Consider the following 26,117-nt stretch of genomic DNA (forward strand, 5'->3'; position numbering starts at 1 on the left):
AGTTAACCTCCCGAGTTACAGCAGTCTTGCCAGCGCCACAAAATGTAGAGTGCATCTTCACCGGCACCTGGGATTGTTCGCCACTCTCCCCATTTCATGGTGCTTTCACCGATGACATGCGCACTTTCAGTTTCCGGCACAGGGAAGAACATACTCATCTTGTATTGGGATTTCGGCAGCATGGGTTCGATAACAGGTCGGCATAGCGCACTGTTCCCCATTGTTCGCCTAGCAAGACCACGCCTGTGTTGAGCCGCGATTGCACGCGCCGCTAAATGGCTGGTGTTTTCTGCTAATGAGCCGAAGGCTAAGGTGTGGCCAGATAACGGGTAGAGATGGCCCCAACTGCCAGCACACCAAAACAACTGGTCGATGGGTTTACCAAGCGTTGATGAAGCAGCGTCAGCGGTACAAGCAGATATAGCCAATGGATTGGCAACGGCAGCCGCTTCAGGCTGAGTAAAAAAGGCCAGTTCATCGTTCAGCCATGTTGGGTCCAATTCCGACAAATACATCAAGTCAAAGTCCATGTAACCATCAGCATTGCAATTGCCATCCATGAACAAATCGAGCATGACCAAAAGCGGAAAGGCGTAATAATGGTAATGGTAGAAAGCGAGATCACCGGTATCGTATTCACCTTCGCCATGACCACCTTGCAGTCGCCTATCACCTAACGGTAAACGAATCCCTCCCAGGGAAGGCGAACAACCCGGCGTTCTGACCAGTTCAATCAGACGAGCTGGCTCCCACATGCTGGTAACAATACCTGGCCTTGGCACGCCTAAGTTGTCTTCACATAAGCAAAATGACTTGTTTGATGCGCCGCTAGGGACATTGCCGGAGCCAAGAGGAAGCCCTGCAACCCGGATAGGAAAAATGCATGACCAGCAAACATCCGTCAGCAACTTGCCCGACAATAACCCCGCGTCTGGGCAGGTCAGTTCGGCTTTTGCAGGAATAGATGCGCCCAAGACAAGCATGACAACGAGAGTCCGCAACAGACGATAAGTATTATTGAGCTTTTTCATGAACAAGCTCCTTTGCTGGAATTTCTTCTATTTCAAACGCGAGCCCCTTTGCTTGAACAAACGATGGGGTGACTTGCAGATCAAAGCGCTGCTTTAGCGAGGCATTGAGAAGGTAAACCGGACTGTCCAATGTCTTTTCGAGCGCATTGAGGCTATTCCAACCTTGAGCACGGTCGAGCTGCGTGGTTATAAGCGTAATGCGGCGCAGTGTCCTATCTTGGCCCTCAAGCCAATGCGCAACTGCGTCCACTTCTTCAGCGTTCGACGCATTAAACACCACAAGCTGCTGGGTAAATGGCAAGGCTTTGAGCGGGTTAATACGCGTTCCTGCTGGGATCAGTGTTCGACCATTGGCATCCAATAGTGGCCGCTGCATGACGATGGTTGGATCAACCATTCTTATCCGATACTGCGTGGCTTTGGGTAACTCAGTAAATGTTTGGCGAGACCAGAAACGCTCAATGGCTTTTTTCTTTAATGCGCCCAGGTCAATCGACTGTAAACGCTGCATCGCCACTTGCATCAAATCAGGTTCTATAATCGAATGAATTGGACCACGTTGACTCAATGAACCGGTATTTCCTGTTTCAATTTGACGCTGCAACCAGTCCTTGCTGTAAACCCCTAGTGCACTTGCAGTCACCTTGTCATCTTCTATGCGGAAAATGGCAGGCACGCTAGTCACCCGCCAGTGCACAAAGGCTCTCGGATCTATTCGAACCTGAGGAACAGGATCAAGCCCCGTCATCAGGGTATGCCAATCACGGATAGCCGCCCCCAAGGTCTTTCCTTCAGGAATTCCCCGAAACAACACAATAGCGCCGGTAGCACTGGCCTCTTTAAATAGCTGCTTCAGTGAGGAATCCCCCAGTGAAGACGACGCAAATATCAACCATTCATCGTTGTGTTTGAGCGACGCAGGTTGTTCAATCGGTGAAAAAGGCTCGATAAATTCAGATGAACCATCCACAGCACTTTGTAAAATGCTGCGGCTCATTTCGACGATCTTTTTGTCCTCGTCAGACAACGGAAAAGGCTCTTGTGCCCAGGACACTTGAACCCAAGACAATGGGGCAACCAACAAAAATAAGAGACATAGTCTTTGCATCATCTACCTCCTACCAAAGCGGCCAAGCGCGACCGACAATCTGCTCGCGCTTAACGGCATTCCAATAGCGGGAGTCGAAACTCGTTGCTGCCTCGCCGGAAAACCAATATTCGTTTTCTTGCAGCGTCAATGAGCGGCTAAATTCTGTTTCAGCCACACCAAGACGCTGGGCTAATGCCATGCCGGTAGAGACTTCAGCACCATTCACCAGCACATGCTCAGGCGTCACCTTGACTTCATCCCCTGGCATCCCTGTTAGGCGTTTAAGCATCCGAGTACCGTCGTTATATAACGGAGCGAGTCCTTTTGAGTGGAAGGCATACAGACCATCCTTAACGGGCTCTTTATTCCATAGGTCAATCAGATATACCGTGGTATCAGGCAGGCAGCGCTCTTGCTGGGTATCAATACCTATTCGGTAACGCATCATGGCGTAGGTGCCTACCAAGGCCATGATTAACGCAAGAACAGTCAACCGGATGAGATATGGCCGCCAAGGCATTCTTTTACGGAGTATCTGCACGAGACACCTCCTTTGAGCCTACTGGCACAAATATGGAATCATCAGCACCCACCACCGCTTGTGCATCCAGCACGATAAAACCGGCTGCTTTTAGCTTTTCAATTTGCTGATTGGTCTGAAGCAACCTGGATTCGATGTCTTGTTCGCTAGCATTGGGGCCCAGTGACAACACCGCCGCCCCAAAATCCACGACTGCAATGGGCGTACTTAACGCCAACTGACTGTGGATGGGTTCGAGTGTTTTCATTAAGAGCCAGCTGGTCATTAAACCGCTGCCTGCAATAGACAAAGTAATAGAGGCCATAAATGGCCAAAGCGTGGATTTATTCATAGCCTCGCTCCTTCAACAACTGAGAGATGGCATCAGCAACAGAAAGGCCTTTGCGCGTTAACTGTTTAATCGCGTTTACATCTTCTGCACGGGACGAGTACAACAGCTTGTGAAACGGATCGACGATGAGGCGGCCAATCCCGGTGCCCATTTCAGTAATAAAGAAAATTTCGGAATAGACACCCGTGACGGTATGAACGGTTTTCAGGTATTCATAACCGCCTTCACCTAGTGGCAAGCGGCCTTCTTTTTTGAGCGCGTTGATGGTTTCGGCTTTTTGACCAAGCAGGTACATATTGGCCGAGTTTTCAGCGATGGCTTTACCTGTAGGGCTGTCATACAAATCGTTGACCGACTGCGTTACCGTTACAGCACTGCCGCCATATTTTCGAAATCGCCGGTAACCCGTCTCGATGAACTTACCGACATCACCTTGAGTCAGCAGATCCCAGGCTTCGTCAATGAACACAATCTTGCGACGATCCCGCTCACCTAAGTACATCTCTTGTTGGATTTGGTAGATAAGCTGAAGCAACACCACTTGTTGCAGGTGCTTGCGCCCCTTGAGCTCTTCCAACTCCAGAACGGTGAAACGGTTTTTGAAGCGAATATTGTTGTGACCATTAAAGAAGCGGCCATATTCGCCCTGTGTCGTAAACGGATAGAGCTGCTCACCCACGTCTTGCACACGACGGTCTTCATGATTTTTTAAGGCCTCTGCCACATCATCAACCAACATGGCACGACCTTTTTTCTCCCAAAGTTCACGGGTCTGACGCTTTAGGTTGGCCATCTGAAAATCAGTTAATGACTGCGTAGGCGCGGCCATTGCGGCCAATAATCCAACCAGTACATCCGCTTCTTCATCATAGTCCTCAACGATTTCAAACGGATTTAAGCAAATGCCACTGTCCCGCCCGAACTGTAAGAACTCACCGTCATAGACTTCACACAGCTTTTCATAGGAGCGGCCAACATCAATCACCCAGCATTGCCCACCTTCAGATAAGTAGGAGGAGATGATTTCGTTCACCAGGAATGACTTGCCCGACCCCGATTGCGCCGCGATGCAACAGTTGTAATTACTGCCCGAGTCATAAAGGGACACACTCATGATCTGGCCATTACGGGAAACAAAGTTAATCACTGGCGTGCCAGTGCCTTTCCAATCCGCAAACAAAGGCAACAGAGGGATGACATGCCGTGTCGCCATGGTCTTGAATCGAAACAAGTCGTTCATCGCCTGGCGGTCAGCACCAAATGGCAAGGCATTCAGGAAAATGGGCAAACAGAAGTACTTGTCTTCCATCAGCTCAAATCCGAGCTCTTTGAAATAGGTTCGAGCATTTGAAACAGAGCTGATGGACGCCTCTTCCGTCGGGGAAAACAGCGTTAAGGTCATATTTGCCCGAATAGGACGATCACCTTCTTGCAAAGCTTCAAAAAGAACATCAAACCCCTTTTTCTTGGCTGCAAGCACCGGCACAAACTTGAGCATCGGGCCATAGGCCTGATTGACCGCCCATTGACGCTTCGTCTCTAGACGAGATCGCATGGCCTCGGCTGAGGGAAAGTGAATGGTGACATTCAGTAAAAAGCTTCCGCGTAAACCGCGACTACCCGTCATCATATCGCCCGCAAAACTTGCGGCATGACCAAACCAGATCCGCTCAGGCAAGCGCTTAAACGATAAGGTTTTAATTCGGTAATCGCCCAGCATCAGACCTTGGCTATCCACCTTGATAGCTCGGTCATAATCCAACACTTGCTCTCGAAGTGGTTTATCTGCCTCACTGCGGATTGGTGATGGATTGCGCCAGGAAGCATCTTTTCCCCAGTTAAGCTGAGCACTTAATGCTGCGAGCCAATTTCGGTCGGTCATCTCAGTAACACGAAAACCAACCGTTGCCAGCGCTTGCGAGAAAGAAGCCCGAAGCGCGGATGCTCGACTCAACTCACGCTCCGTCGGTATAGGACTTTCCAAAGGCAATTTGCAGGTGACGATCAGTTGAAAGTTGCGTACCTGAGTCTGGGTCGATTCTTCTATCGGTTGAACCGTGCCCCCATCGAGGAAATCCGCACGTTTGCGTATCGACGCCCTAAGCAATGGATCGGATTGACGATGCCGTAAGCCCATCATGCGCTGAAGGTCGGTTTGAATATCAGGGGATGCGTACAGGCCAAATTGCAGCAAAGTGTCTTTTGGCCAGTCGTTGTTGAGTAGAACATTAACCCTGTCTGCAACAGACTCATCACCACCTGGCAATGGGTCACATAGAAAACCAAAGCCAACACTCTGGTCTTCCATGAAAAACAGTTGCTCATCGTCGGAATAGGCCAATACTGGCAAGAGCTCTGAAGCGCGTTGCCCTGAATACAGAGAGGCTTTCATTAACGTCCCTCCAACCAAGCAGAAAGATCATAAGGACGGCCTCGGCTGATGCGACCATCATTGGCGACGATGAAAGGCACACCTTGAATGCCCAGGATTTGAGCCGTCACCAAGGTACGCTGCATTGGTTCTAAGTTGCAGGCATCATCCTGTTCTAGGTTACCAATCCGGCCATTCAGCAATGCATCGGTGGCCGCTTTTTTGTCACGCGCACAGCCAAGCTGGCGAACCTGACGCTCTGAATCAGGACCAAGCACTGGCACAGGGAGTATTTGGAAGGTGTATTCTTTGGTTAACGGTAAAGCTTGTTTCAAAAGCTCATGGCAGTGCGGGCATCGTGGGTCAACAAAGACCACCACTTTCTTTTTGCCTTCACCCAGCGTCAGTGGATTCAAATCATCCATTTTTAGGCCAAGACGACCTAAGTCCAGCGTGTTCCCCGCTTCACGAATTTCTTCAAGGCTGGTAAGCGGCTTTTTGGACCAGGCATCATAGAGCGTGCCATCAATGACGAACCGGCCACTGTCTGACATGAAAACAATACGGCCATTGCTTTCGACCGCTTTCATACCCGTGACCGGCAAAGAAACCATGCCGTCAATTTTGCCAACGGGCGACACTTCAGACACAGGTTCAGCTTGAACCAAAGGAGACAGCGCAAGCGCCAGAATAATTGGAGATAGTTTTCGCATGAGGAGTCCTCGTTAATGTAAATCGAGGCTCCAGTCTATGCAGTTGTCCTATGTGGACTCGGTTAGATAGATTGAAGAAATCGCAATCTAACTAGGGGGCTTATAGCTCGTTGAGGTTTGTTATAAACGAATTACTCGGCGTTTGCGTTAACAAGCCAATCATCAAGCACTTGCTTCAATTTATCTAATTGCTCTTGATGTTTTGCTTGATTCTTTGCCAATTTGTTAATGTTCTGCAACTTCCAACGAATCGCTGGCAAGTCTGCTGCATTAGGATAGTCAAACAAAGCCCAGTCAGGTTGCCCTCTTTTGAATGACATAAGGAAAGCATGATCCCTTTCTGTGAAATGTTTTTGCAGTTCAATTAACATCATGGGCCTAACAGAGGCTAAGTCTTCGCATTCAACTTTTTCAAAAGTCATTCCGTCAAATTCTGCCTGAAATTTCTCATTCAGAGGCTGCCAGTTTGGCGACATGACTTCATTAATAGGCCGAGGGTGACTTAATGTATAGGTTAAAAAACCCACCAAAATCTCTCTCGAAATCCCTTCACTACCAAGTAACATACGCACATCAAATAAGTCGCGAGGATGTTGGCGATCCATTGCAGCACACAATTTCCCACCATACAGATCGGGAAGACTGACTACCTGAATCTCAGCATAACCAAACTCGTCTTCAACAGACTCTTGAACTGGCATTATTTCTGCACTATGCAATGTACCTCTGGCGACGGGCGACACTTCAATTTTGATCGTCGCAACCGGACTTGATACAACTATTCTCAGTTCATCAGCTTTATTATCCTGAAATGCCGCTCGGATATCTGGTTGAGTATTGATTCTGTCTGTAATCCGTTGCAATGCAGCCCTGACATTAATCAAAGCCTCATCTCTTGGTTCAAGAGGAAGATAAGCAAGATCAATATCTACAGATAACCGAGGAAAATCTCTCACAAATAAATTAATGGCTGTGCCACCTTTAAGTGCAAAAACCGTCTCTGTTGCTACTACAGGAAGCATTCTTATGAGCAAGGAAACCTGTTTGTAATATGGGCTATCTTTATCCATTATGTTGTTCACCTTTTTTGACGCTTAATATCTCTGGCACTGTGATTTGATATCGCTCATCAAAACGTCCTTTTTCGACAACCTGCCGCTTTCCTGCCCCCAATTTAATTCTTGTTTCATCTATGCGATTGACCCACTGGTGATCGTAGTATCGACCCAGAAATAGAAATATTCGGTTTGCCTGAACAGAGCTGCTTCGTTCAAGAATATCTTGTACTTTTCTAGGGCTAAGATTGACTAAACCCTGAAATAATTCTGCGACATGCTCAAATGAAATCAGCTTTCCAATCGCGTCTACCACTTCATAGGCAGCAAGTTCTGCACAGCTGACAGTGAGTTCTTTCTCTTTGACCGTGATCCTTTTCAAATCTTTCTCGGGATTCACTTCAAGCTTATGGTTTCCACAGTAAAACCAATTCTGATAAGGGAATTCACGAAACCATTTTGGTAAGGACGACTTATTTTTAACGCAAATCCAAACTTGCTCTTTGTTCAGCTGTAAATAGTGACTCAGTCCTTGGTGAGTTAAGCTGCTCAATCCAGCCAAATGAACTGAAACGCCCAATTGCACATCTAATGCTTGAATGGCATCAACCCAAGTTGGCTTTATATCGCCCTGCGCATCTGGACGATAATACACGCCAGAACATAGCTTCTTTAGCCAACCGTTCTGCGCGTACTTTTGAGCCAAGGAATAGCTCACACCGTTTTCAGTCAGCCATTGCTGAAGTACTAGCGCACCAGGAGAAGTATGAGCAACAAGCCAGTTTATCTTAGATGACATTTTAACACCCAAAGTATGAATATCACGAACAGTATAAACCATATAGTTTATTACGATAGGAATTTTAACACCTTAGGTATTAATATACCAAATAATGTAAACCAAGTTCGATAATGTGGCGTCGCTGAAATGAAAAGGTCTACACAACATCACCAATAACCCGATGTTGTGTAGTCCTAAGTTTGATTGCCTTAAGTGAACTGCCTAATATGGCTCACATTCAGGAGCCCAGTAAGACGACGCTGATTGCTGGAACTGTTGTGCCAATGACTTCTTGAGTGCTGGCAACAACAGGTAAGGTTGCAGACATAACACTTTCAACGACGGTTGGCGTATTGTAGAGACCCATACCACCACCAATGCCCAAGGCAAAGGCCATCAAGCTTTGGCGAGCGATACCGCCCACAATACCCACCAGAACCATGGCTCCCGCTACGATCCGTCCCAAAGTACCTTGGGTCCAATCTTTTAGGGTATCCCACACATCAGTGAAAGCATCACCACCGGTGCCCGCAAATGAGGGCTCCGAAATCATTAACGCCATCAAACCAAGCGCACCAATGGTCATTAGGCGCTGAGTTTGAATGGTGCGAACTGCATTTGTCATTCGTTAGTTTCTCCGTAGATACTCAAGTTATCGCGCTTACCATCAGCTCCCGCTGAGGTTGAATCGCTCTGAGTCTGAAGTGGACGTAGCACAGGCGAAACCGTTCGAGGTGCTGACACCCCAATATCCCACCGGCGCGGTTCAATTTCGGTAAACACGTAGCTGGATAAATTCAGATCCCCACGGTCATCCTCCCAAGGCGCAATCCAAATCCGCATTACCCTTGAAGGAATGCGAATAGGTGCAGATTGCTGCGTCTCGGGTAATGCTGGATGGCTCAGCAGTCCTGTCTCTAAATCAGATTGTGAATACCCAGAGGGAGAACCAATTCGAGTCGCCACAGCATCAATCGTCTTGGGTGCAGCGCCATTACTGGTAAGCTCATAGACTTCACGAGCGGATAAACAGCGCACACCGTCAGGCATACCTGGGCATCCATATTCACTACTCCCAAGACCCAATGAACTACAGCCAGACAATAAGGTTGAGCCGACTGCCAATAAAAGTAATCCAGCTTTAGACCACTGTTTTGACTGGTGCTTTGGGTTGTTCTGCATTGATGTCGTCATGGTTAACTCTCCTCTGGATACACATCTTATTGTCTGAAACGGACTTCGATCGGTTAGCAACATGCAGGATTTTTTCATCTTCTTGCACCTCCCCCTTGCGAAGTGGCCAACGACAACGAGGCCCCACGAGTGACTATGACTTCTATTTTCCTTGCAGCGTCTACCTCTATGACTGGGAACATATTTTCAGCCATGTCCAGATAGAACTTGGCCACTCGATCCAATGCTTTACCAGTGCCTTTAATTGCAGCACCTTGTAATGCTTCTTGGCTCATGACTTGCTGGTACAGCTGAGTATCACCGGCATTACCCGTCTGAATCGTTGGTACAGGATTCACATCAAATGCGCCTGCCAAGCCCTGAAGGAATCCGGCCATCATTGATTTGGCCACCAGCTGGCCTTGTTTCGACACTAATCGGCCACGAATACCGGCTTTACCGTCTTCACCCACGGCATAAGAATCCAGTCGCGTTTCAATGACGCCACCATCTTCTCTCACACATGAAATGGTCTCGCCTCGCAAATAGGCACGCTCAGAGCTCAAATCACCGTAACCTGCGGCGATCAAGAAACACTCTTTGATATCCGCTCTGAATCGGTTGGGTAAAATGGCTTCCTTTTGAATCCTCAGTAATGCAGGAAAAGGTTCGCGTCTTGCGGACTCGTGAGTAGGGGCATCCAAACCTGTGATCAAAGTACCTGAGATGATGCTGCCCGCCGGTAAATACAAAGGCGGCGCTTCTTGCACAACAACCTCTGGTTCAGCAACCACTTCAGGCTCAATCATACGAATCGTGATTGGCGGCAATGGAACATCCCGTGCTCGTGTGCCTTGGCCATTGACTGGCTGCTGATAGAGCGGATCAGGCAGCGGCGCATTGGCAAAATAGTCGTCTGGGTTAGACGGCAGTGGCTTTTCTTCTTTAGGCAATTCCATGGCAGATAAAGGCACTTCGAAACGGCTATTTGTGCCTTCAACTGCTGCATCACCTCCAGCGCGAACATCATCAAGTTCCGCTCGAAGACGAGCCAACTCCGCATTGACCTCACTTGGTATAGAAGGCGAACCGGGGCTTAACCGTCCTGAGTCAACGTCACGACGCAAGCGTTCAACTTCTCGGCGTAACTGCTCGTTGCGCTCACTGAGTAGTTTCACGTTCGCAGCCAAACTATCGACCCCAACATCACGAGTATTGGTATCCGTAAGAATGTGCCGGATCGTTTCCTGTCGGTTCCGACTGCTCGCGCCATCATCAGGATTAGGTGAAAACACCATCACCATAAGAATGAGACCACCAGCAATTCCAGCAACCGATAGGCCCCGCTTCATATTCGGGCTCATTTGTTCCCATTGTGCTTTCATCAAAGCTCACCTCCCACAAGAAGCGAAGGTCGCTGACTTTCCACCGCTTCTTCACGATGATTGCGTACAACCACATACAACTCAGTCTTTTCACCCGGCAACAAGATATTGCGCGGCCAGTAAGCACTTGCCACTATATCTGGTGTATGACAGGCTATTTCACTGGCTTCTATCGGCTCATCGGCAAAGCTTTCAACCAGTCCTACATAGACGGTGAAGTAATGTCCCGTCACAATTTGCCCCTGCTTAAAACCAAACTTTAAACCTGGCTGAAAACATTTCGGGCTTGTGTCAGTTTGGCCAGCTAAACGGATGTCATAGCCTTGTGGTAACTCATTTAGTGCAAGGCGTCTGAGTAAATCACGTAAGCTATCGACGTATGGCTGAGCCGTTTCCCAAGTGGCGGCTTTTCGGTTCACGACGCCCTTAATAGGCCACTGCTGACCATCAATAGCTAAGGTGATTTCACGCGGTGGAATACGACGAGGTACTAATGTGACAGATAACGCGGGCGCTTCCTGACCAGGCGGAGTGATGTAAAGTGAAACCGGTGATTCTTTGTCCGTGGCCACATATACAACATTCCCCTTGATTTGCGTCTGAGCATCACTGGTTGTTCTCACCTGAGGCGATTCAAACGGCGTCACAATCCGGTTCAGATGGCCAAGTGCTACAGGGATCAGTTCATTAACCCCCGGTTTCATCAGTAGCATTGTTGGCGTATCCGCTGCAACCGAATTGCTTTGAACCGGTGGATTTGCAGTAGCAGACTGCTTCATCACACTGGCTGGCACAATCGGCAATTCCACGTCTGCATACGACGCTTGTGATAACAGGACGCCACTCAAGCTAATTGCGATTAAGCTTGGTGTCATCCATCGACTAATTTTGGTCCGCATCATTCACCCTCCGGTTTTGCTCTTGGGTCAACTTTTCACGAACTCGCTTCGTTCTAGCTTGCCCCTCATACGTATCCATCCAGCTAAGTTTTGGACGGTATTGCTCAATATCGATATCAAACTCATAGGTGCGAGTTTGGCGCTGCTCATCTCCAGATGGTCCAGAGACCAAGGAATAACCGGTCACAAAGACATGGCCGGTTTCATACTCATACTCCACTTGTCTGGGTTGGAATTTGAGCGTGACTCGGTCTTCACGGATCTGTCTTGCCTGAATCTCCAGTGCATCGACCACTTGCTGGTACACCGCAGGTGAAAGTAGCGGCTCGATAGCAACCCGGATAAAGGACACATTGCCCGGCGTCACGTTGCCCATAAGCTCAGCCAGGTAGAGTCCCCAAGATTCTAGGTAAGGCTGAGTGGCCTGGTTTCGTGACACTTCAGCCGATTCAGACAAGGTTGGTGGTTGAATGGCCACCACGGTATTGCGAGAAAATGCCGCTACCGCAAGCAGCAAGTTAGATAGCACCAGCACCGCAATCAGGAACCGTTGCCATCGGTTCTCTAATTGCGTGCCTTGCCATGATTTTAAAAACACGTCGAACTTCACGGCAGATAGCTCCTGATAAATGGGTTAGGGATTGTCTTGGCTTTGGTTGGCAACAGCCCGGCCCAGTAGATGGCGTGAAGAATAAAACCATCTGGGCGACCATCACGAAAACGCCGATAGAGCTTGGTTGTCACCAACCCCAACAGGCATAAAACCAAGGCATTACCGGTAAAAATGCCGATCACTAGCCCCAACAGAATGGGAGCCATCTCATCGGCACTCCAAAGCAGGAAGTGCGGCGGGTCATCGATATAGGACGGAATACTCACAGGTTCCATAGTCACTCCTCGTTGTTTGAATTGAGAAGTGAAGGATGCCTCGGGATTGGCAGCTTCAGTGGTCAGCTAGATGCCGAATTCTTGAAGGTTTTGAGGGTTCTAATCAGACAATACTAACAATTGATCTTTTTGATGCGGTTGATATGATGGGGATATTGGTCGTGTCGAGACCAGCTGCCCACTTTAGCAAACCCGGACGGGACGACATGCATATCAAATTTATTTTTTGCTTAGGTTTTTTCTGCGACCTCGGCAGTGGGCACCGTATTCGCTAATAGGAGAAACTCAATGCAAATTACTAAAATCATTTCCTCTGCCTCGGTTGAACGTTTAAAGCAAAAAGCACGAAAGCTTAAACGTGAAAAATCCATTCCACACACTCAAGCACTCGATGAAGTTGCAGTATCTGCTGGTTTTAATCATTGGCATCAAGTTGTGCAAGCTAATGACTTACTGAAACCATCAGAAGTGGCATTATCTTCTGGATGCGTCATGGCTTTTGATGTCAAAGATGGTATGGATGTCGATACCAGTGATGGGATCTTAATTGAAGACCATTTCTTGGAGATGCTCACTGAAAAGCAGCTAATCGAAATTTATGCCAATTCCCCTGATGAGGACGATGAGCAAAACAGGCCACTAAAAGAAACGCTATCGGATTCAGAGCTTCATGAGTATTTTCGAGATGATTGCTCATTCATGTACTTTCGCCTAGCCGCGTCTCATGCAAACAAACCGCTGAAAGAAGTATTGGCTCTTATACGACAGTACTCGTTTTGGATGCCGCAATATATTTGGCTTCAAGGTCACCTTATTGATACTTATCATTTGCCAGCTGAAGACGAGAATGGCAATGCCGTAGGCGTCAGGTTTTAGCTCTACAAGATGAGGCCTAACTGGCCTCATATTTTCTTCTGCAAGTGACTTATCGCCAACCCCGCCATCAATGCCAAACCAATGATCAGCGACGGCAACACCACCGGTGGAATAGCCAGCGGGGCGAACAATCCCATAAACAGCAAGATGACGCCTGAACCCAGAATTATCATGCTGTAGCGGTGAATGATTGGGCTCGAAAAATCAAAGGTTGTCTTCTTAATCTTCCAAGTCATTAAGCCATCCCACAACGCCGGTAACATGAGAATAAGCGCAAAGGGCAACCAGACCATCAGCAAAGCAAATCGAGTGAACACTTGGTACAACACATCAAAAAATGCCTGAATACGGTCTTCTACCCAGACAAACCAAAAGCCTCCCATGTTCTCCATCCCTTTAGAGCGCAGTCGCTGCTCTTCAGTGGGGATTAGAAAATCACGCACAGATTGCTCCATCTGCGTATCCACAACCCATGATTGATACCAGCCATGGCTAGTTTGACCAATCCAATAGCTCGTTTGTGCGCCCAATTGATTTTGGATCATCTGCTTCTCTTTACTAATGACCCGGCCAGTCCAATCACCGGGCACTAACACGCCAATGGCAATAATCTCCAGCATCAGTGCCAGACACAGCAGCCAAACCGACTTATGCTTGCTCATGCCAAATATCCTCTTCTACTCGCGCCAGCATGGCTGCAACGGTTGGCGTCATAATCCGGGCTTTAATCACTTGTTGAAGCCGTTTTGTCGTCGTATGGCCACTGACATAACGCACATCGATGCGTCCTTCAGCCAAATACGCCATTCGATTTGGACGATTACGAATCCATGTGTGGAAATACACACCATCTACGGCAGCCCACTCGAAATGGTCAGGATCACGCAGGCGAATCCCCGTTAAAGCACTGGCGGCAGTCCAGGTCAGTGCCTCAATGAAATGCCAAAGGCGCACACTATCATCATCACAACTGACTTCTTCATAACTGCCCAAACCATTACACAGACACAAATCAAAGATGGAATGGCCATCTAACGTGAACGCATCCGTTAAGTAGTCCGCCAAGCAATACACCGAGGCCAAAGCATGAGGCCAGTCGGTTTCAAGCAGTCTTAAGGTTTCCTTGAACTGGGGGTTATGTTGCTGCCACTGAGCGAGCATTTCTTTAATGGTAAGTGTTGTCATTTTCAGACAGACAGAATGATGCATACAGACTCCTTATGCTGCCTGTGTAGAGCTGGTTAAAATAGGAATGCGACCTTTGATCACGCGGCCACCTGAAAGCTTGGCGATGTATTCCAGGTTGGGGAGCTGGCCTAATAACTGCAGTGGAAACATATCGCCTTCTTCCTCCATCAAGCGTTCACCATGATTGCCGGTAAACAACGCGGGGCTGTCCGAGTTGGACGACATACCTTGAGTTTGCATGATGTACTGCAACCGAGTCTTAGGCAGATTGTCAGTTATGTATTGCTGCGTTTCGGCGTCCATCACCCGAAGGGCTATCAAGTTGTTGATGTTTCCTAACACCTGGCGAGCCTTAGCTTCACTGCCTGTACGAGCTGCAAAGTCAGCAAAGGTCTGAGTAGCAATCACACAACGCATTTTTGCGCCACGGCCTTTGTTGAGCAGTTGAATGAAGGGATCGTTGACGACTTCAGCCGCCTCATCGATGAAGATATTTACGGGACGATTTTCAACACCATAGTTATAGCGGTCACCGGCCACGGCGGTGAGATCGGATAAAAGCAACGAACCAATGGCGCTGCCAACCATGGCGTCGGTCAATGAATCCAACCCGATATAGGCCACTTGGGCATTGTTGATAATACGGCCAGAATCCGTAATTAACCGGCTGTCATCCACATCGTTTGCAATCGGTGATAGCAATGGACCTAGTTCACTTGATGTGAGCATATTGAGTACCGGCATCAGTGAAGCCACCATCTTAGAATAGTGGGTTCTGTCATGCTCAAACATACTCAATAGCCCCTCTAAATCAGTATTGGCGGCAACGGGCTGAATGCGTTCGTAGTAAAAAAGCAGCATCGCCATAGCTTGTTTAGCCAAGGTGTTTGCCTTTTCGGTAAAGCGCTTGATCTCCACACTAAAGTTCGGATACACCTGCTCCCCCCAGGCCGTGACGGCTTTTACTACCAAGCCTTCTGGGCCACCTTCCAAGAATCGTCTCAGTGTTTTCAGATCAGGACGCTGTGACGTAAGCAACAAACCTTGCACTATGTTATTCAGTGCCATTTGGCCAAAGGCTTTAAATGGATCAGCACCGGTTTCGGATGGGATTAAGGCCGCAATTCGGCTGGCGATTTCAGTGCCCCGGTTAAAGTTTCTCAGAGGATTAAGTCGTACTGAATGCTCAGGAAAACCCGGATGAAAATACACAAAGCGCTCAGGACTACCGGCGGCAATACAGGCTCGCTTTGCATTATCCTTAAGTTCTTTGTCTCCCTTGGGGTCAATAATAATCACGGCTTCATTACGCAAAATGGCCTGAGTGATCATCGCATCAAAGCATCGGGTTTTTCCGGCACCGGTCGTTCCGACAATTAAAGTATGCCCCTCGGTGTGACCAACTGGCTGGTACACATCTTCTTCTTTGGGCTCGACACCATGAATCCAAGTCGAGCCCATTTGCTTACCGTGACCTTGGTTAAGCAAGGTTTGCTTATCCCGCTTTAATATTTCATAAGCGCGTTGAGCATGACGTTGATCCCACTCAAAGCCATACCCTAACCACAATTCATCAGGATGTTTTGCCATCACCTTTTGCAAATGCGACAGCTCCATAAATGCCAATGGTTTGCCTTTTAGCCCCATCTGCAACTTATAAAGGCGATAAGCCTCAGGAAGGCGGTACAACGCCATGCCCGAGGAAATCCCTGTCATCCACCAAAATGGCTCAGGTGGTAGCTCAGTCAGCATTTCTGCGGCAAATGCCCCAGTGGCTCCAACCAGCCAACCTGCTGCTGCCATGGCTTCATAGTTCGTGCGCCAGGGCATCTCATATGCGTTTTCTTTCATTCATGCTCCGCAAAATAACCGTTTACAATCCGCTTAACTTCAAATGGATTAACGTTTAGCGTGAGCGGTAAACAGAACCGTTTCCCCCTCATCAAACTGGCATTGGTCACTGGCCGAGATCCCCCGAAGCAGCTGTCCGGCTGGAATGCCATGCTCATTGGCGACTTGGCGTAAGGTTTGAATCGTGACGCGAATACCATCGGCACTATGATCCACGTCTGGGTAATCGCCATCGGTCAGTAAGATCGGCAAATCTTTCACAAAACTAACCATCTGTTGCCGCTGCGCGTGTTTGGGGTCTGTACTTGAGTTCGCATTGGCCGCAATAGGCTTTTGCTTACGCTCCGCTCTTGTGGCGGGCTCTTTTGCTTGGGCATTGGCTGTCTCAGTTCGACTCGGACGCTGTGAAGCCTCTTCGTTCTGAATTGGTTCCACTGACTCTGCGTCTTGTTTGGAAAGGTCAATCAGTGCAATTAGCCCTTTAGAAATCGATACTTTCAGCAGTAACCCTTGCTCCTGAACGCCATCATTCGTAGTCACAGTTCTGGCCTTACGTGTCGGGTTTGCGGGATCTAGTTCAAGCCAATCTAATCGACTGAGTTCAGCAAGCAGTTTTCGGGGAGCACACCAAGGTCTTACGGCATCGGGATAGCGGATCAGTATCTGTTCACCAACCATAACCAACGCACTGCTGGCCTCTGGGAGCCACGCCAAAGATTCAGGGAGATTCAATGCTTCTGTATCGTGCTGGTTCACGTTATTTGAGATAGCGCCATCATGAAAATTGTTAGGCTTTTCACATCCATCACCCGGAACGTTTTCATTTGCCTGGGGGTTATTAACATCACTAGCAAGACGAAGTTCATCATCTTGGTCGGACGGTTTTGTCGATGGCGACTCAGCCGAATTGCTGTGTTCAATTGATGATGACTCTTCAGACAAGCCTGGCTGCTCACTGGAACGACTCTGAGGCTCTGCTTGTGTTTGCTGTGTTGCTTCCCACTCAGATTTGCTAAACAGCCTCACACCACTTGGTACATTCGAACTGAACAATAAATCGGCCTCAGATATATGCAGCATGGGTAACCAGATTGGCTTGCCGTCTTTGATCAGCACTTCAGGGGCAAGGCTTTCATATCGCTCATTTGAGGCTGATTTTGTGGCTAATCCTCGCTCAATGAGGATGTCCGCAAGGGTATCGGGATCTCTTGGAATGCCAGGTATCTTGTCTTTGGCCAATAGCTCAATGATGTCCTTAGCCGCGCTTTTCCAAACCAGGTAAAGATTGATTGATTGATTCGATTTTCGTACCCAGACTCTGGCGTCTCGCTGATTGACCAGCCACTGGGAACTGGCAAGCAATCGCCTCATGGCATCAAGTAGATAGCGTTCGACTGGGACACCAAGGGCATTGTCGTCAACGGAAATTCGTTGAGCTTTCAGGTCTCGCTGGACACTGGTTTGGTCAGCTTCAATGACCAATTTGGACAGGACATGCTCTGGATCGGTATTGCCAATTGCTTCCAGCATGGCTTGCAAAATCTCAGGGCCCGGCTGGGTTAACCAAGCGAGCAACTCAGGTGTCATCACCCGGTTTAAAACCAGAATTGAGAATTGCTCGTGCCGCTTGCACCGTCCGTCGCGCCAGCGAATGAAATAGCGTTCAATGCTGTTATTAGTGGTCCACTGGGATAGTGTTTCTAAAAAAGGGTTCCACTGATAGCGTCCATCTTCGTCTGTGATGGATAAGTCTGAAACAGGCTTACCAATATCATGGAACAAACCGCCAAGAGCAGCAGCAACACGCCATCTTGGTTCCAGCTCTTTTTTCTCAACCGGTGTGCCACTGGCAACAAAGATGATACCTTCAGCTGCTTGTGCCGCCCAGAAAGCAACTTCCAACGAGTGACGTAATAAACCACCAGCGCCACTGTGATGATGATGCTCAGAAGCTGGCAACAAATGAACATAAGCAGCCAGATGGTCAATACAGGGCTGAATCAACCGTTGAAAATCACGCTGATTAAAGCCAAGTACCTGGCGCAGCTTGGCAATTAGCTCGTCTTGTGTGGACTGCAAATCCTCGGGTGACGCAGCTGGCAACCCCTTCAGGAATGGTGGGTAGCGTGGGATTTCTGCATCCAGTTGAGATGACAGCTCTGGTAGTGCTTTTGTTTGAAAAAATAGGTTTTTGAACATAGTGAACCTCCGACACGATAGTGTGAAGGTTCAATCTAGTGTTGCTGGCTAATTAGATTCAAAGATTTAATACTTATATGTGCAGACAATGTATTTAGGTCTTTTAGCACCCGATGAAACAAGCGAGTTGAAATACTAAAATTCAGCTTACGGGAATCAGGATACCTCTGCCGGTTTGTTTTTTAGCGCTTCAGCCGCTTTTTGCAGCGGCCCTTTTAAAGCTTTTTCTAACTTAGTCATCTGCTCTAAGTGCCACGCAACCGCATTGGGCCACGTATCTTTGTTGAAGCCATCGGCTTTGGTTGAAAACTGAATACGACAAGATTTCTTTTCATCCAATCTCATCCATTCAAGCTCCGCACCAAATACTTGTTCAATGTCCTGTTTGGACCCAAGCAATGAATCAAAGAGATATTTATTCTCTTCGGTAATTCCACGGCTAATCCAAAGCTCAACTCGAAGCTCTTTTTGCAGAAAAATCAGGTTATACGGACAACCACTCAGTCCAGAACCTGCTGATAGCCAATGATCTTTACTTGGGCTAATGTTGTTGTAGAGCTGGCACGGACTTTTCTGAAACGCCTCTAAGGCTCGCTCCCAGTATTCGCGACGCACCGTATGGCGGTTTTTCAGTACCACTTCGGTCGTTTTTTCTTCCGCTTCTTTAGCATTAATACCGATCATCAGCTCCTTCGCTTCGGGCGTGGGGATGATCTGGTCAATATTGATGAGTAGCTGCTCTCCCAACGAATAAGGGGTAATTTTGAAGCAAGCAATACTAATGCCTTGCCCCAAGAGCCAAAGTGCAGTACTGGTCACTTCTTTGCGAAAGTTTGCCGCAACCAACATAATACGCTGGCTGTTACCTAGATTGAGCTTGACCTCATCCAGATCTGGCGCATCCAGAAATTCACAAATTCTTTGACTGGCATTAAGTGCAGCACCTTGGGGGCCATTTAACGGGTCAACTTCTCCTGTTACAAGTTCATAGCGATCCAAGTACTGTTGGTAGATTTCAACTATCTGCGCTTTGGTCAAACTGGCGCAGTAGGAGGCATATTTAAGCGCCTGCCAGACCACATCACGACCGCTGTCATCCAGTTTATTTTCAATAATGACCAAGTTGCCATCTTTATCTAGCGCAAGTAAATCTAAGCGTTCGCGGGTATCATCAAAGCCATCGAACTCCTTTTGAATAATTAATAACTCTTCACCCAGCGCAGAAGGCTCATGCGCCAACCATTCCTGAAGGTGTTTTCGCTCAGAAAAGCCAAGCTCACTGAACTTCTTTGCCCTAACAGGACTAATCCTGTTGGTTTGATGATTTACCGTGAACATGGTTATTTATCCTATTACTTAGCATTTTTTATCGCTTCAATTTCATTTACAGAATTATTTAATAAAGTCATTTAGCAACTGAGCAAAATCGCATCTCTAGACTCGGGATTTATCTCTTTCCATCGCTTGATTAATGTTGTGACGCAGGGGTTACCCGCAAGCTGATTCATACGAACCCAATCAACATCTAGCAAATCAGCAAGTAATTCGATGTCCAATTCACCTTGCAAGGTGTGCCATTGTCGGATGCTTGGCTGTCTCATCAACTGAGCTTTTGGAGAGGTTAATCCACCGACAACAAAATATCCCTTTTCTTTGTCGTACCATATGCGTTGAATACCCGGAATGTTACTCATCCAGCGTTTGATGTCATTTAAAGGCTTATCAAAGTATCGAGATAACAAGGTATCTAAACTACCGCTGATTGATGTATCTTTTTTCTTTCCTCGCTTATCTAACCAACGCTGAATAACCTCTTTTTTTACCTGATAGTAAGTCACCTTCGTTTCATTTTGCTGATGAAGCGAAACTAATTGTTCTTGCCATAATTCAACTAATTCGGGTAACTCACTTTCAAATCGCATTGTTGCCTTTTGGCTGGATAACACGCCATCATCACTCAATTCTTTGACAATATTGAGCAATACTTCACTATCTGGCAGAACCCAATCCGTCAACGGATAAGGCTTCTGTTTCTTGGTTAAATCCGAAAGCGCATCTTCCATACCCAGTGGCAATACATTCGTTTGGTCGTAAGATGGATCTTGCATCATGATTGATACTTGTGAATCCTTATCCTTACTCAAAACAAGCGTAATTCTTGCCGCAAATCGTCGTTGTTTATCAACTTCAGTACCGTAGTAATCCATTACGACATTCTGACGATAATTATAGGGCCACTTCTCATTCATCAAAGTGAGCAAATCATCTACGGATGTTTCGAAATTGGCGAGGTACTCATTTATTTTCAAAGTCATACCAGAATCAGTGGGATCGAAGGGGATCAACACCGGTCTGTCGTTTGAAACCGTAAACAAATAACCATCAGTAATGACAATAGTTGATTCATTTAAACAGGCGCGTTGCAATGGCAAGACTTGAGAAATAGCCCTATCAGAATCAATCAGTAAACGTTTGATCTCTAATTCTTTAAGAACCACTTCAAGCTTTCTAATAATCGCTTCTTTGTATGCCTTGGTATCTAATAATTCGTAGTTGTAGGTGTAATATCCACCTTCAGACGCAACGTATAGCTTTATCGGGTCATCGTCTCTTTTTGACTCGATTAATAACCTTTTTTCGACTGGGTCTCCCGTTAAATCATGAGGATTAACGTTGATATGTTGAACTGCACACCGTCCAACTAACGACTTTGTTAGTGGATAACGATCATCTTCAATACCTTTTTCCTGATCAAGCAGAATCAAAACACGGTCCGAACGTTCAAGTTTTATCCGTTCAAAGTCATTTGCCGAAATTCCATCTAGTAAATCCCACGAAACATCGACGCCTTTCTGTGCAATGAGCGATTTAAATAAGTCTAAGATTTCTTCACAAGCAACAACGGTATTAACTCTTAGGTCTATAACCTTGATTTCACCGGATATCTCGATGCTTGGGAAAGATGACTTAGCCTTATTGGCCTTATGCTTTGTTTTCAACGTCAGTGGTTGGAGATTTAACGTTTTAGCTGAAAGTTCAAAACCATAGTCACGCGCAAAACAGATAAACGCATCTTGCACTGGTTTTAACACCATAGGCCAACTTTGCTCAAACCTAGTTGGTGTAGAAAGATCCAGAAACGGACGCTGTTTCCGTGAATTTTTACTCTTTCCAATTTCTTTAAACAGCGTACCTCTCGGTTTTCTTTCATGGCCAGGATACCACCTGACGAGTACCTTATTTTTGTCATAGACCCATAGAGGCTTCTTAATGCGATCTATATCATCGTCATTAGATAACGGTCTTAATGGAACATTGGTATAAAACAGAGCAATCTCAGTGGTATTTCCATCTTTTAACTGCTGAGTTCTACAATCTAGGCTGATCGCATTAACACCGCCAGCCCAGCTATCTACTTTCAATAACGGACAACCTAAGCTGTAAGCGCCTTTACAATGACCGCCAAAAGCCCGTAATGATCGCATCATTAGTCGAATCCACACAGGATTTAACACCGGTGAATATTCAACTCTAACTGGAGTAATAGGTTGCAACTCGGCGTCTACAATAGACGGAGGAATATCACTTGAGCTTTGTAAAGCCACATAGAGACCAAACTGATTACCATTTTTTTTCATTAAATAGGCAAACTGCCGACTGTCTAGTTCAGCATCGATACGTTCTTCCCAGGCTTTCTTCTCTTTCCACTGATAGTTGTTATTGATGAGTGGATAGTGATAAACCACAAATTTGTTGGCTTTATCTGCATCAACCTTGTTATTCAAATAAACCAAATGAGACAGCGGCAACTTCCTCAAATCTTTATTTTTATCCATTAACCTTGCTCCCTCATACGCTGCCAAACTATTTTCGAAAACCACTTGAAGCCAGACGTCATTTGATATCCATCGTTCACCAAACAACCTGGTAGAAACAGGATTGAAGCATTCTCAACTTTTACTGGCTCCAACATTTCAGAAAAGCCCGATAAGGAACAATCTTCACCAGTCAATAGGTTCGCGATAACCAAAATGGCGTTTTCACCACGGATTTGACGGATCTTCTCCAGCTTTTTAATTAATCCCAAAGGCGCAAATTCAGGACGTTTACCAGAAGCAAGCCATTGCTCAAAGCCTTCATCTGACTGTTCCAGAGCAGCTATTGACCAAAATTTAGCATCAACAAAAACATCCGCGTTGGCTATCTCAAAATCATATAATTCAAACAACTCATGGTTGTAGACGTCTTGTTTAGTGGCTAGCTGCTTGTCACTCAGCAGTGCGCGAATACCTTCTTCACCAATACGCCCTTGTAAAATTCGCTGAATCACGACAGGATGAAATGCAAATTGCTCTTCAATATCGTTGGCAAACGGCTGAAACGACGTTCGAAAACCTTTACGATTAAACCAATCCGAAATAGCAGGTTGCCGGTTTACAACCTCATAAAGCGTCTGTGGGTTATACTTAATCAATCCCGCTGCACGCTTTGCAAAGAACTGCCAACTTTTTGGGTCGTACCATATTTCACCAGTAACCTTTGATTCCTCGGGCCGTTCAAAGCACGCCCAACGACACAAAGGCTCAGTAATGCCAAACGTATTGTTATGCGGCATCCATTGGAGATCATGCTGTAATACAGCGCGGCCTAGTTCATGCCAAAGTCCTGAAATATCTTCGATACAACCCTTACCTTGTCGTGCATCTCGGATAGCGGAAACTAACTTGTTATCAATAATATCTACCGCAGCAGAGCCATCTTGGAATCGCGTTTTCAACAGGGTAAGAAAGTTGGAAACCGATGCATCTTCGGAATGAGTAAGATCATCAATCAGCTGATTATTAAGGTTTGAAACCCAATTTCGGTTGTTAGTACAAACGGTTAATTGGCCGTAGTTGCGAAGATGGCCTGCTAAATCATCGCTTAAATGAATTGCGACATGGGGCACATACGTCCAAGCACGTTCAATACGACCAACTTGCTGCTGCACGTCAGCAGCAAGATTCTTAACGTAGTCATTTGTCCCTTTATAGAGCTTGTTTAGCTCCTGGATTTTAGCGACTGAGTTATTCATTAACGGCATAATAAATTGCCGCTGCTGCTTACGTGAAAACTCTGAACGTCTGACTAATTTTTCTAAGTTTCTGAGCTGAAAGCCAGCATGAGACATTTCATCATCAGCGTCATTGCTATCCCATGGTGAAAAGTAAAAGTGCTTACTTTCAATAATAAACAGTGACGTCAGATCCATCTGTCCTTGAGAGTTGGGCAAGGAGTAGTCCAAATTAATTCCATTGGTAGCGGATGCAGTTTGTGTCATTACCACCACGGTTCGGCCAGAGTCGAACGCCGCTTGATAGGCGTACTCAAATCCTTCTCGCTTTTGTGCTTCAGCATTGAGCAAGCAAATCATCATGGGCTTACCGTTGACAGCCGATGGAATAAACACATCGTCAAAAGAAGACAATACGCCAGTGGTTAAACGCTCAATTTCAAGCCAATCCGCGCTCATCCTACTGTTTTCTGCGGTATCACTTATCAACCACTTCCGAAGGTATTTGACTGAGTTAACAAAGGCTAGGTGTCCTTTATGTTGTGGCTCATTCGCTGCCAAATGCAGAACGTGCAGTAATTTAAACAACACAGACTGCCGGTATTCATACTTGTAATCAGAGTGCTCAGCCTCAAAAAATGCAGCGTTCAAATGCAGTTTTGGCTCCAGAAATACTGGCGCATTGATAGCATCATCAAAGTCGTGGATCGTGGTTTTCAGTGTCGAGCGACGCTTTTCAGATTTATCTTTAACCAACGATCGGATCACTGCCATTTGCAGCTGCTTATCCTCGTCAGTTTGTAAATACGGAATTGGCTTCTTAAACCAATCTTCGGGGCGCTGCTCAAAGCTATCGCCCAAAAAACTCTCGGTACATTGTGGACTGCGAGCCTGAGCCACGTAACGTAAAGCGCTTTCAATCCAGCGTATATCGAAATGACCAATCCCCCTTTCGATATAAGAGGTTGCGGATAGTGCAAAAACCAGGTTTCGACTCGATAACGAAACCATTAACCCTTCAGGTGTTGTCGGCAATAGAGCACGTTTAATCTTGATCCTCAACGGGTCAATATCCGCTTCAGCTTCATCCGTGGTTAATAGCCAGGTTGTTAGGCCAAACATATTCGTCTGAGTATTAGGTAATAGGTTTGATCTACTGAGCGCTTCTAACTCAGGCAAGCTAGTGCGAGGCAAGGAGAACAGCGATAAGCTGGGTAACGCTGTGCTATAGTAGGATGGTCGATAGTCATTCGCAGGATCAAACAGCAATCGGTTTAGCCGAACGAGATACTCATAGGCTTCGGACTCATCGGTTGCGAACTGCGACAACAGCAAACTGAAGCGTCTGATATATTTCTCCATCACACGCAAAAAATCACCGACATCAACGGATTCTTCATCGCTTTGTCCATAACTTTTCACTTCAAAGCCATGAGGTTTTTGCTGTAATTGCAAAGGCTCACTGGTTACTAAGTGATCTGAGCGAAACAGATATTTCTTTTCGAACGGCACACCGGATTCATACTGTTTTAAAGGCATTACCAGCGCCCTAGACTGATTCAGATCGACACCTTTGCTGGTCAAATCCTCCTCTAGCTCCGCAATAAGCTGTTTAAGCTCACTGTAAAGCTCAGGTATAGGTTCGGCAGTAACAAACTGCATTCGCGCTAAAAGACGCTTGCCCCCTTCAAGTAATTGGCCAATACACTCAGGCGGCTCTTGCACCATTTGAGACTGGGCAAGTAATGTCTGTAGAATGTCGGCTTGGTAATCAAACTCATCGACAAATACTACCTTTCCGGCCAGTTGTCCGCTCGACATTCTGACTTTCTGTTTACCGTCGTAAAAGGAAGCGAATAGCTTCTGCGTCGTTAACACCAGCAAATGTTGCTTATCATCGTGCCAGGCAATCGCCGGGAAAATTCGACGCACCCATTTATTTTCTCTAAATAAACGAAGCTTTTCTTTTGCTTGCTCCGTGAGCTCATGCGTCTTGCCATGCTGCTTGCTGGCATACTTCACTGCCTTCTCTAAGGACGACATGCACCCAAGTAGCGTTCGTTCGACAAAGCCACACAGTTTTCTTAGTTCCTGCTCTTCTCGTTCTAGTAAGACGCCCATCGAATCAGGGTTTTTCTTTTTATACTCAACATTACGGGCTATGGCTGCAACGTTGTGGCAAGCACGAACGAGAGCCTCTTTATCAGCATTAGAACGAAACACTCCTAAACCATGGATGTCCTCAATGGCCTTATAAGGATCGGGCAAGTCAGATTTTTGAACGCCTTGTTCATGTGGCAGAGCCCGTTGCGAAACCGCACTAACAACAGTTTCATCCTGAGCATAAAGAATACTAACCAGCAATGGGTTGCCTGAGCTGTCTTTTGCACTCGTTGCACTTTCATAAATGTCATGCAGGATGTTCCAGCGATGGGTGACCAATATGGCCTGCAACCCTTTAGATTTTATAAATTCAAGGCTCGCTGGAGTCTTCCCGTCAGGGCTACGATAAAGCGAACTACTTTTGCCCCCGCCTGTTGGGCCTTGTAACTGACAAAAGCCAGCAATAGCATTTTCGCTCTTTGCATTAACCGATAGGGCAAGCGCCTGTTCAATCGTATGCGCAATGATTTGATTATAAGAAGTCGGTATTGGCTGACTCATCTAAATCCTCGTTAACTTGATATTCCTT

The 26,117-nt window shown here is 46.8% G+C and carries 22 protein-coding genes; 1 reads left to right on the forward strand and 21 read right to left on the reverse strand.

The genetic code is table 11. The features are described from left to right. Positions 1–2 precede the first annotated feature (2 nt). The 14 genes from ACFI6J_RS06485 to traL form a co-directional block, all read right to left on the reverse strand. Positions 3–1,031: a TraU family protein gene (locus ACFI6J_RS06485; RefSeq protein WP_096070659.1), complete on the reverse strand. Its 1,029-nt coding sequence runs from the start codon at positions 1,029–1,031 to the stop codon at positions 3–5. After that, complete coding sequence (locus tag ACFI6J_RS06490; protein WP_234609386.1) at positions 1,015–2,142, reverse strand: TrbC family F-type conjugative pilus assembly protein; 1,128 nt, start codon at positions 2,140–2,142, stop codon at positions 1,015–1,017. The genes ACFI6J_RS06485 and ACFI6J_RS06490 overlap by 17 nt, the downstream gene beginning before the upstream one ends. A 7-nt stretch (positions 2,143–2,149) precedes the next feature. Next, positions 2,150–2,641, reverse strand: a complete 492-nt coding sequence (locus tag ACFI6J_RS06495; RefSeq protein WP_216613599.1) for a S26 family signal peptidase — start codon at positions 2,639–2,641, stop codon at positions 2,150–2,152. Positions 2,642–2,645: 4 nt separating this feature from the next. Continuing rightward, positions 2,646–2,993 (reverse strand): plasmid-related protein, encoded by a 348-nt coding sequence (locus ACFI6J_RS06500; RefSeq protein WP_111804992.1) that lies wholly within the window; start codon positions 2,991–2,993, stop codon positions 2,646–2,648. Beyond that, a complete protein-coding gene (traC, locus tag ACFI6J_RS06505) occupies positions 2,986–5,385 on the reverse strand; it encodes a type IV secretion system protein TraC (protein ID WP_028867951.1) in 2,400 nt (799 codons plus the stop codon). Before traC ends, ACFI6J_RS06500 begins: the two co-directional genes overlap by 8 nt. Further along, the gene (locus tag ACFI6J_RS06510) at positions 5,385–6,077 is read right to left on the reverse strand and encodes a DsbC family protein (RefSeq protein ID WP_008305510.1); all 693 of its coding nucleotides are present in this window, start codon (positions 6,075–6,077) and stop codon (positions 5,385–5,387) included. The genes traC and ACFI6J_RS06510 overlap by 1 nt, the downstream gene beginning before the upstream one ends. A gap of 131 nt (positions 6,078–6,208) precedes the next feature. Next, complete coding sequence (locus ACFI6J_RS06515; protein WP_000356587.1) at positions 6,209–7,147, reverse strand: nucleotidyl transferase AbiEii/AbiGii toxin family protein; 939 nt, start codon at positions 7,145–7,147, stop codon at positions 6,209–6,211. Then, positions 7,140–7,931, reverse strand: a complete 792-nt coding sequence (locus tag ACFI6J_RS06520) for a type IV toxin-antitoxin system AbiEi family antitoxin (RefSeq protein WP_002026815.1) — start codon at positions 7,929–7,931, stop codon at positions 7,140–7,142. Before ACFI6J_RS06520 ends, ACFI6J_RS06515 begins: the two co-directional genes overlap by 8 nt. Before the next feature lie 220 nt (positions 7,932–8,151). Further along, positions 8,152–8,538 (reverse strand): TraA family conjugative transfer protein, encoded by a 387-nt coding sequence (gene traA, locus ACFI6J_RS06525; RefSeq protein WP_123161589.1) that lies wholly within the window; start codon positions 8,536–8,538, stop codon positions 8,152–8,154. Continuing rightward, positions 8,535–9,107 carry a type IV conjugative transfer system lipoprotein TraV gene (gene traV / locus ACFI6J_RS06530; protein WP_024008834.1) on the reverse strand — a complete coding sequence of 191 codons (573 nt, stop codon included), beginning with the start codon at positions 9,105–9,107 and terminating at the stop codon, positions 8,535–8,537. Before traV ends, traA begins: the two co-directional genes overlap by 4 nt. 74 nt (positions 9,108–9,181) lie before the next feature. Then, a complete protein-coding gene (locus ACFI6J_RS06535; RefSeq protein ID WP_407266400.1) occupies positions 9,182–10,471 on the reverse strand; it encodes a TraB/VirB10 family protein in 1,290 nt (429 codons plus the stop codon). Beyond that, positions 10,471–11,370, reverse strand: coding sequence for a hypothetical protein (locus ACFI6J_RS06540; RefSeq protein WP_462585867.1), 900 nt, complete (start codon positions 11,368–11,370; stop codon positions 10,471–10,473). The genes ACFI6J_RS06535 and ACFI6J_RS06540 overlap by 1 nt, the downstream gene beginning before the upstream one ends. Continuing rightward, positions 11,354–11,980 (reverse strand): TraE/TraK family type IV conjugative transfer system protein, encoded by a 627-nt coding sequence (locus ACFI6J_RS06545; RefSeq protein ID WP_407266398.1) that lies wholly within the window; start codon positions 11,978–11,980, stop codon positions 11,354–11,356. The genes ACFI6J_RS06540 and ACFI6J_RS06545 overlap by 17 nt, the downstream gene beginning before the upstream one ends. Beyond that, positions 11,977–12,258, reverse strand: a complete 282-nt coding sequence (gene traL, locus ACFI6J_RS06550; protein ID WP_000433891.1) for a type IV conjugative transfer system protein TraL — start codon at positions 12,256–12,258, stop codon at positions 11,977–11,979. The genes ACFI6J_RS06545 and traL overlap by 4 nt, the downstream gene beginning before the upstream one ends. A 288-nt stretch (positions 12,259–12,546) precedes the next feature. Here traL and ACFI6J_RS06555 point away from each other — a divergent pair, with 288 nt between their 5' ends. After that, positions 12,547–13,134 carry a plasmid-related protein gene (locus ACFI6J_RS06555; RefSeq protein ID WP_462585850.1) on the forward strand — a complete coding sequence of 196 codons (588 nt, stop codon included), beginning with the start codon at positions 12,547–12,549 and terminating at the stop codon, positions 13,132–13,134. Positions 13,135–13,160: 26 nt separating this feature from the next. On the opposite strand, the gene ACFI6J_RS06560 is transcribed toward ACFI6J_RS06555, so the two are convergent. The 7 genes from ACFI6J_RS06560 to ACFI6J_RS06590 form a co-directional block, all read right to left on the reverse strand. Further along, positions 13,161–13,796 carry an IncC plasmid conjugative DNA transfer DtrJ family protein gene (locus tag ACFI6J_RS06560; RefSeq protein WP_462585852.1) on the reverse strand — a complete coding sequence of 212 codons (636 nt, stop codon included), beginning with the start codon at positions 13,794–13,796 and terminating at the stop codon, positions 13,161–13,163. Next, the gene (locus ACFI6J_RS06565; protein ID WP_028870240.1) at positions 13,783–14,343 is read right to left on the reverse strand and encodes a hypothetical protein; all 561 of its coding nucleotides are present in this window, start codon (positions 14,341–14,343) and stop codon (positions 13,783–13,785) included. Before ACFI6J_RS06565 ends, ACFI6J_RS06560 begins: the two co-directional genes overlap by 14 nt. Positions 14,344–14,352: 9 nt before the next feature. Further along, entirely contained in the window at positions 14,353–16,173 is a 1,821-nt protein-coding gene (gene traD / locus ACFI6J_RS06570) for a conjugative transfer system coupling protein TraD (protein WP_462585854.1), read from the reverse strand. A gap of 48 nt (positions 16,174–16,221) precedes the next feature. Continuing rightward, positions 16,222–18,372: a MobH family relaxase gene (gene mobH, locus ACFI6J_RS06575; RefSeq protein WP_277054114.1), complete on the reverse strand. Its 2,151-nt coding sequence runs from the start codon at positions 18,370–18,372 to the stop codon at positions 16,222–16,224. Between the two features lie 156 nt (positions 18,373–18,528). Next, the gene (locus ACFI6J_RS06580) at positions 18,529–19,710 is read right to left on the reverse strand and encodes a DUF4268 domain-containing protein (RefSeq protein ID WP_022609801.1); all 1,182 of its coding nucleotides are present in this window, start codon (positions 19,708–19,710) and stop codon (positions 18,529–18,531) included. 71 nt (positions 19,711–19,781) lie between these two features. Continuing rightward, positions 19,782–22,208 carry a hypothetical protein gene (locus tag ACFI6J_RS06585; RefSeq protein WP_462585856.1) on the reverse strand — a complete coding sequence of 809 codons (2,427 nt, stop codon included), beginning with the start codon at positions 22,206–22,208 and terminating at the stop codon, positions 19,782–19,784. Next, entirely contained in the window at positions 22,208–26,089 is a 3,882-nt protein-coding gene (locus tag ACFI6J_RS06590) for a hypothetical protein (RefSeq protein ID WP_105932742.1), read from the reverse strand. Before ACFI6J_RS06590 ends, ACFI6J_RS06585 begins: the two co-directional genes overlap by 1 nt. Positions 26,090–26,117 lie beyond the last annotated feature (28 nt).

This window comes from Alteromonas sp. G4i13, assembly GCF_054960505.1.

Bases quoted from the DNA above. Each gene is read 5' to 3' on its own strand.
- ACFI6J_RS06565 (WP_028870240.1), bottom strand. From the start codon at position 14,343: ATGCATCATTCTGTCTGTCTGAAAATGACAACACTTACCATTAAAGAA.
- ACFI6J_RS06535 (WP_407266400.1), bottom strand. From the start codon at position 10,471: ATGAAAGCACAATGGGAACAAATGAGCCCGAATATGAAGCGGGGCCTA.
- ACFI6J_RS06510 (WP_008305510.1), bottom strand. From the start codon at position 6,077: ATGCGAAAACTATCTCCAATTATTCTGGCGCTTGCGCTGTCTCCTTTG.
- ACFI6J_RS06520 (WP_002026815.1), bottom strand. From the start codon at position 7,931: ATGTCATCTAAGATAAACTGGCTTGTTGCTCATACTTCTCCTGGTGCG.
- traL (WP_000433891.1), bottom strand. From the start codon at position 12,258: ATGGAACCTGTGAGTATTCCGTCCTATATCGATGACCCGCCGCACTTC.
- ACFI6J_RS06540 (WP_462585867.1), bottom strand. From the start codon at position 11,370: ATGCGGACCAAAATTAGTCGATGGATGACACCAAGCTTAATCGCAATT.
- traV (WP_024008834.1), bottom strand. From the start codon at position 9,107: ATGACGACATCAATGCAGAACAACCCAAAGCACCAGTCAAAACAGTGG.
- ACFI6J_RS06560 (WP_462585852.1), bottom strand. From the start codon at position 13,796: ATGAGCAAGCATAAGTCGGTTTGGCTGCTGTGTCTGGCACTGATGCTG.
- ACFI6J_RS06500 (WP_111804992.1), bottom strand. From the start codon at position 2,993: ATGAATAAATCCACGCTTTGGCCATTTATGGCCTCTATTACTTTGTCT.
- ACFI6J_RS06555 (WP_462585850.1), top strand. From the start codon at position 12,547: ATGCAAATTACTAAAATCATTTCCTCTGCCTCGGTTGAACGTTTAAAG.
- ACFI6J_RS06485 (WP_096070659.1), bottom strand. From the start codon at position 1,031: ATGAAAAAGCTCAATAATACTTATCGTCTGTTGCGGACTCTCGTTGTC.
- ACFI6J_RS06585 (WP_462585856.1), bottom strand. From the start codon at position 22,208: ATGGATAAAAATAAAGATTTGAGGAAGTTGCCGCTGTCTCATTTGGTT.
- ACFI6J_RS06590 (WP_105932742.1), bottom strand. From the start codon at position 26,089: ATGAGTCAGCCAATACCGACTTCTTATAATCAAATCATTGCGCATACG.
- ACFI6J_RS06490 (WP_234609386.1), bottom strand. From the start codon at position 2,142: ATGATGCAAAGACTATGTCTCTTATTTTTGTTGGTTGCCCCATTGTCT.
- traD (WP_462585854.1), bottom strand. From the start codon at position 16,173: ATGAAAGAAAACGCATATGAGATGCCCTGGCGCACGAACTATGAAGCC.
- ACFI6J_RS06515 (WP_000356587.1), bottom strand. From the start codon at position 7,147: ATGGATAAAGATAGCCCATATTACAAACAGGTTTCCTTGCTCATAAGA.
- mobH (WP_277054114.1), bottom strand. From the start codon at position 18,372: ATGTTCAAAAACCTATTTTTTCAAACAAAAGCACTACCAGAGCTGTCA.
- ACFI6J_RS06580 (WP_022609801.1), bottom strand. From the start codon at position 19,710: ATGTTCACGGTAAATCATCAAACCAACAGGATTAGTCCTGTTAGGGCA.
- traC (WP_028867951.1), bottom strand. From the start codon at position 5,385: ATGAAAGCCTCTCTGTATTCAGGGCAACGCGCTTCAGAGCTCTTGCCA.
- traA (WP_123161589.1), bottom strand. From the start codon at position 8,538: ATGACAAATGCAGTTCGCACCATTCAAACTCAGCGCCTAATGACCATT.
- ACFI6J_RS06495 (WP_216613599.1), bottom strand. From the start codon at position 2,641: ATGCCTTGGCGGCCATATCTCATCCGGTTGACTGTTCTTGCGTTAATC.